This is a genomic window from Shewanella oncorhynchi, assembly GCF_012584455.1.
GTDB classification, from domain to species: domain Bacteria; phylum Pseudomonadota; class Gammaproteobacteria; order Enterobacterales; family Shewanellaceae; genus Shewanella; species Shewanella oncorhynchi.
Genome location: NZ_JABAEB010000016.1, coordinates 66,367 through 72,754 on the forward strand (window position 1 = coordinate 66,367; position 6,388 = coordinate 72,754).

General features: G+C 45.0%; 5 protein-coding genes and 1 tRNA gene. 5 read left to right on the forward strand and 1 reads right to left on the reverse strand.

The features are described 5' to 3' along the window. Positions 1-7: 7 nt before the first annotated feature. From dnaX to HGO26_RS20065, 5 genes are all read left to right on the forward strand, one after another. Positions 8-3,364 carry a DNA polymerase III subunit gamma/tau gene (gene dnaX / locus HGO26_RS20045; protein ID WP_168827449.1) on the forward strand — a complete coding sequence of 1,119 codons (3,357 nt, stop codon included), beginning with the start codon at positions 8-10 and terminating at the stop codon, positions 3,362-3,364. 223 nt (positions 3,365-3,587) lie between these two features. Further along, positions 3,588-3,917 (forward strand): YbaB/EbfC family nucleoid-associated protein, encoded by a 330-nt coding sequence (locus HGO26_RS20050; RefSeq protein ID WP_028759630.1) that lies wholly within the window; start codon positions 3,588-3,590, stop codon positions 3,915-3,917. 12 nt (positions 3,918-3,929) lie between these two features. Next, entirely contained in the window at positions 3,930-4,529 is a 600-nt protein-coding gene (gene recR / locus HGO26_RS20055; RefSeq protein ID WP_028759631.1) for a recombination mediator RecR, read from the forward strand. A 441-nt stretch (positions 4,530-4,970) separates the two neighbouring features. Then, positions 4,971-5,462 (forward strand): GNAT family N-acetyltransferase, encoded by a 492-nt coding sequence (locus HGO26_RS20060; RefSeq protein WP_028759632.1) that lies wholly within the window; start codon positions 4,971-4,973, stop codon positions 5,460-5,462. Positions 5,463-5,694: 232 nt separating this feature from the next. Continuing rightward, entirely contained in the window at positions 5,695-6,108 is a 414-nt protein-coding gene (locus HGO26_RS20065) for a hypothetical protein (RefSeq protein WP_168827452.1), read from the forward strand. 203 nt (positions 6,109-6,311) lie between these two features. Here the strand turns inward: HGO26_RS20065 and HGO26_RS20070 are convergent. Then, a tRNA-Met gene (locus HGO26_RS20070) sits at positions 6,312-6,388 on the reverse strand.

Below are 6,388 nucleotides of genomic sequence, written 5' to 3' on the forward strand. Positions count from 1 at the left end.
TGATGGCATGTCAAATCATGACATGTTATCTTTCAAAGTTCTCGGGGCGCATGCTCCCGCTTTTGTATCACATACTCTGGGGAGTTCCATGTCATATCAGGTGTTAGCCAGAAAATGGCGCCCTGCCACATTTGATCAAATGGTTGGCCAAAGCCATGTTTTGCATGCCTTGACCAATGCGTTAAGCCAGCAGCGCTTACACCATGCTTACCTGTTTACGGGAACGCGCGGTGTTGGTAAAACCAGTTTAGCGCGACTCTTTGCCAAAGGCTTAAACTGCGAACAAGGCGTGACAGCGACTCCCTGTGGTGTTTGCGGCAGCTGTGTGGAAATCGCCCAAGGCCGATTTGTCGATTTGATTGAAGTCGATGCCGCATCTCGCACTAAGGTCGATGATACCCGTGAGCTGTTAGACAATGTGCAGTATCGTCCAACCCGTGGCCGCTTTAAGGTTTATCTCATCGACGAAGTGCATATGCTGTCGCGCAGCAGTTTTAACGCACTGCTAAAAACCTTAGAAGAACCCCCCGAGCACGTTAAATTTCTTCTGGCGACAACCGATCCGCAGAAACTGCCAGTGACTGTGTTATCCCGTTGTTTGCAGTTCAATTTAAAAAGCCTGACCCAAGCTGAAATTGGCACTCAGCTCAATCATATCTTGACCCAAGAGCAGTTTCCCTTTGATGCAGAAGCCCTAAAATTGCTGGCTAAAGCTGCCAATGGCAGTATGCGTGATGCCTTGAGTTTGACAGATCAAGCCATCGCCTTTGGTGGCGGTAATGTGATGCTTGGCCAAGTGCAAACTATGCTTGGCAGTATTGATGAGCAGCATGTAGTTGCCTTGCTTAATGCCTTAACCGATGCCGATATTGGTGTGTTAATGCATACCTGTGCCCAAGTGCTCGCGTACGGCGCAGATGCCCAAGAAGTGCTACGCAGTTTACTTGAGTTGTTACATCAAATTACCTTGACCCAATTTGCCCCCGCTTGCGCGCAGCAATCCTTGTATAGCGCACAAATTCGCGCCTTTGCCGAACAGCTTAAGCCGGAACAAGTGCAGCTTTATTATCAGATTTTATTAACAGGCCGCAAAGACTTACCCCATGCACCGGATCCTAAATCGGGTCTTGAGATGGCGCTATTACGCGCTGTGGCGTTTGTGCCGGAAAAGCCAGTAAAGCGCTGGCAGCCTGATGCGGTCGCTGAGATCAGTTTACCCGAAGGGCAAACGCCAGTTGCGATAGCGCAAGCTCCTGATGTAAATGAACAAAAGTTTGCTGAGCCACATACTGCGGAACAACTGCCTGCTGAAAAAAAAACGGTATTAATTGAGCCCACCGTAGCGAGTCAGCAAGCTGAAACTGTTCAAACCGCTGCCGTTGAGATGACATGTGAGTTTGCCGATGTAGTAGAACATGAGTTTGGATCTGAACTTGAAGCGGATGCGGCGTTAATCGCTGAGCAGGCGATTATCTTAAGTCAGGCCCAGAGTCAGGGATTTAACACTGACATCTTGAATACCAGCACAGTGAATGCCGAGGCTAAATCTCAAACGGTATCAACCGTTCAAGCGTCTTTTATACACATTTCAGAATCTGTTGCTGGTATCGAGGCATCGGTTGTTAGTATTGATACTCAGAATATTCAAGGAATTGAATTAGTCACAACAGCTTCTGAACCGAGTCTAGTGAATACGGCAGAGCCTGAAACTGCTGTCAATTCAACAGCGGTTGAGTGTGGTGACAGTGTAGATAAAGCTCTTTCTGATAAAGACCCTGCTGCAGAGAACATCTTCGATAACAACACGTTTGAGCTAGGGCATGATGCCAATCGCCTTCATGGAAATGAAGCTGAGCATTCATATCCAGCGATAGGGGATTATGCCCTAGAGTCAGCTCCACTTGATTCCTATCAAGACGCATATGCTGATTTCTCCTCTGGCACTTATAATGATGATAACTTTAACCATGGCTTTGATTCGCAAGAGGCTATAAATTCTGTTGATGTTCAAAGTTCTGTTGATGTTCAAAGTTCTGTAGGTATTTCAAACGCTGCAGGCATGCAAGCTTCTGCTGATCGTCAGTTAGCACCTGTGGCTCAAGTCTTCACTCAATCACAGACCTCAGTATCAGATTCAATACAAGACCAAGCGCTACAACAAGCCGCTTCTGCATCCTTAGCCGATGATGATATTCTCTCGGCGGTTTTGGCGGCGCGGGATTCACTGTTATCGGATCTTGACGCCTTAAGTGCTAAGGACGGTGATGAAAAAAAGTCGCCATTGGACTCAAAACTTAAGACACCAAACACTAAATCACATGGTGTAACCTTACCTAAATCGGTTACTAAAATTGAAGTGAGTCAGCCAAGTGTGGCATTTTCTGTTGATCCAGCATCTGATTTAGCGATAGATTTTGATGATGACTTCGACTTAGATCTTGAGCCTATCGAGCTGCACCAAGCAGTATCTTCAGTCGTCATCTCAACTGGAATTGTCTCTGAGAAGCCTGTCAAACCGTCTGCTACATATGATCGTCCGCCTTGGGAGGCAGCGCCTGAAGCTGAATCTATCGAAGTGACACAAGTCGATAGTAATAAGACTGAGAGTATTCAGACGGTGAGTGCGCAAGCTGCTGATATAAATAATGTTCAAGCCAGTCATGCTCAAGACCTTTTAGGCGAGAGTTACGCACCTAATCATGCACAAGATGACACTCTATCCCAGAGTGACGGGCAGGTCGCAGCATCAAGTTTGAAGTCGGAGATACTTCAAAATCAGGCTGTACGTCAAGAAGAAATACCCGCCTCAGAGTTTGCTTCGGTTAGCACAACAGCACTGACAAATGCGTCAAATACAGTGGAACACACGCAGGAGACACAAGTCGCGCTCAGTTCGACTCAACCTATTAGCGGTCATCCATTAGATTTACATTGGTACAAGTTGATGGCGAGCTTAGAGATCGGCGGGCGAGTGCGGCAACTGGCGGTTAATTCTGTCTGCCAAACCTTGAGCGATCCTTTGCCGTTGCTGCTTAAACCAAACCAGAAGCATTTAGCGGCCGATGTTGCCATAGTGCAGCTTGAGCAAGCCTTAACTACCGCGCTCGGGAACCCAAGACGGGTACAAGTGGTCATAGGAATCGATGAACAGCGGGAAACGCCCTTAGAGTTACGTAAGCGTTTCCACCAAGAGTTGCTGCAACAAGCGCATCAATCATTGATTCATGATGATAATGTGCAATGGTTGATCCAACGTATGGGCGCCGAACTCGATGCCGATAGTCTAGTGTATCCGCCAGAGTTGTTGAATTTACGCAGTCAGCAAATACAAGCGTTACCAGAGTTAACTGAGGCCGCGAGTTAGCCATTATTGGCGAGTCTTTGGGTAAAATTTTCATCGTTAATTTGTAGCGTTGTGGTTTAAATTTAGGCTTCGAGTGCATATTTATAGTGATGCTGCTGAGAAACTCTGCATCGAGATCATAAGTTTATTAACAAGATAACGGCATTGATTGCCAATCCCATTTATTTAAGTAAGATTAGCCGCGTTAATGCTTGCGACTAACCCTAATAGAAGAGAAATGACTATGTTTGGAAAAGGCGGTATGGGCAATTTGATGAAACAGGCCCAGATGATGCAAGAAAAAATGGCCAAAATGCAGGAAGAAATCGCCCGTATGGAAATGGTGGGTGAATCTGGTGCTGGTTTGGTGAAAGTGACTATGACAGGCGCGCACACAGTGCGTAAAGTCGAAATCGACCCAAGCCTGATGGAAGACGACAAAGAAATGCTGGAAGATTTGATTGCTGCGGCCTGTAATGACGCTGCTCGTCGAATCGAAGAAAACCAAAAAACTAAAATGGCTGAAGTTACTGGTGGCATGCAATTACCACCAGGCATGAAAATGCCATTTTAATTGAGATAGCCGATGAAATTTAGTCCATTGTTAGATGAGTTAATTCAGTCCCTGCGTTGTTTACCTGGGGTTGGGCCTAAATCGGCGCAACGTATGGCGTTTCAGTTACTCGAGCGTGACAGAAAAGCAGGGCTTAAATTAGCCAGTGCGCTGTCTAGTGCGATGAGTGACGTCGGTCATTGTCAGTCTTGCCGAACCTACACTGAAGAAACCCTCTGTCCGATCTGTGCTAGCCATAAACGCGGAACCTCCTCCACCATTTGTGTGGTGGAAACGCCGGCTGATGTGTTAGCCATTGAAGCGGGTGGACATTTCACTGGCCGTTACTTTGTGCTTTTAGGCCATTTATCGCCCCTCGATGGTGTAGGGCCAGAAGAGTTAGGCTTAGCGTTACTCGAGCGCCATTTGGCATCGGGTGATGTCACCGAACTGATTTTAGCGACAAATCCAACAGTAGAAGGTGAGGCTACAGCGCATTTTATTGCCGATATGGCCAGACGTCACAAAGTGATGATAAGCCGCATTGCCCATGGCGTACCAGTGGGTGGCGAGTTGGAATACGTGGATAGTACTACGTTGGCGCTGTCCTTTAATGGTCGTTTACCACTTTAATTAAACAGTTTATATTAGAACCATATTATTGATTGTATTGGATTAATTGAAGGCTGAAGTATTCAACTCGATTATCACCTTAGTGCTTGAATCTTATAAACCCGCCAAGATCTTATCTTGAGCGGGTTTTTATTTGCCCAGAGTTTCAACCTAGGTGTTGAGGCTGGGTTATGGAGACAGGGCGGTGGTTGATTCAATTCCTATATTGATTGATATCTATCTGTATAAAATCCATGTTTATCAATAGTTTTTTAAATTTCATACTTGTCTTATGTGAGCTTCATCCGTAAAGTCGGTTTAATAAAAATCGGGTTGAGTTGCTTAATCACTGTGATCCACAGTATGCCTAAGTCAATTCGTTGGGCTTAGACCAGTGTACTTAGTTCTGTGTACGTTGAATTGGCCACGTCTTTTTTATTTGAAAACCAGGGAGGGGACTCATTGGGAAATATTACGATTAGGCATGCAGAGAAGAGTGACGCTGCAGCCATTCAAGCAGTATATGCCTGTCCAAATGCCTATGCCGGTACCTTGCAATTACCTTTGCCATCGACCGATAAATGGGAGGCGCGTCTTGCTGCAACATCGAATCATGTTCATCGTTATGTCGCAGAGATTGAAGGTGAAATTGTCGGTGAGTTAGGTTTTGAAGTGTATGAGCAACCTCGCCGTAGGCATGTTGCCTCCTTTGGCATGGGTGTAAAAGACAGTTGGCAAGGCCGCGGTATAGGCAGTGCCTTGATTAACGCGATGCTTGAGCTTACCGATAAATGGATGAATATAAAACGAATTGAATTAACGGTTTATACCGATAATCATGCCGCAATTGGTCTATATAAAAAGTTTGGCTTTGTAATGGAAGGTGAGTCGAAGGATTTTGCTTTTAGAAATGGTGAGTTTGTCAGTGTGTATCATATGGCGCGATTAAAATAACATGCTGATCTCTATGCTATTTAAGCTGTTACTTAAGGCTCTCACTCTAAGAACGAACTTTAAATACGCACTCCAAGTACTAACTTTAAGAATTTGTTCTAAGCGCTCAATTTAAGAACTTACTTCAAGATCTCACTTTACGAACCGAGATCTTGGAATAGTATTAAGCGCTCATTTTCAGAGCTCGCTTTAGGTGTTAAGTGTATGTCTATCTCAACTTTTAAGGATAAAAATGGGACTCATTTTATTGCCGCTGCTGATACTTTGGTTGGGTGTCGGTATTTATGCCATACGTATCGGCTATCAAGTATTGGCTAGGGCTTCTCAATTAAGCTATGCACTCAGTATTTGTACTCTCGCTATAGTGGCATTACTGCTTTATCTCTATTTCGGTTTCGCTCAATTTAAGGAAAATAAAGAGTTGTGGGCATTCGAAATCTCGATGTTTTTTGCCGCGAATAAGTTCGCTTTTGGTGTCATGATGCTTGGTCTATTACTGCACTGGTTCGGTCAAGGTGTTCTGACTTCCGCTTATTTGAAATCTCTACCTTTCATCATGATTTTCACCGTTTCCTTTGGTGCTATGGCAGGAGTCATATTGTCCGACACTTTTATGGCGAAATTTGACATCCAAAAAATGCATTGATGTCAGCTAATCAGTTTAAATCTTATTTTGGACGCTGTTGTTGAAGATGATTTGAACTGATGGCTTTCATCGGTTGTTTATAGGTCGTTGAATCCGATGAGCTACCATGGTGATCTGGTTAGGATTTTACAGAGGGTTATTACGAATTTTAGATACAAAAAAACCAGCTTGTGCTGGTTATTTTTCTCTTTCACAAAGAGAATTGGTTGCGGGAGCCGGATTTGAACCGACGACCTTCGGGTTATGAGCCCGACGAGCTACCATGCTGCTCCATCCCGCG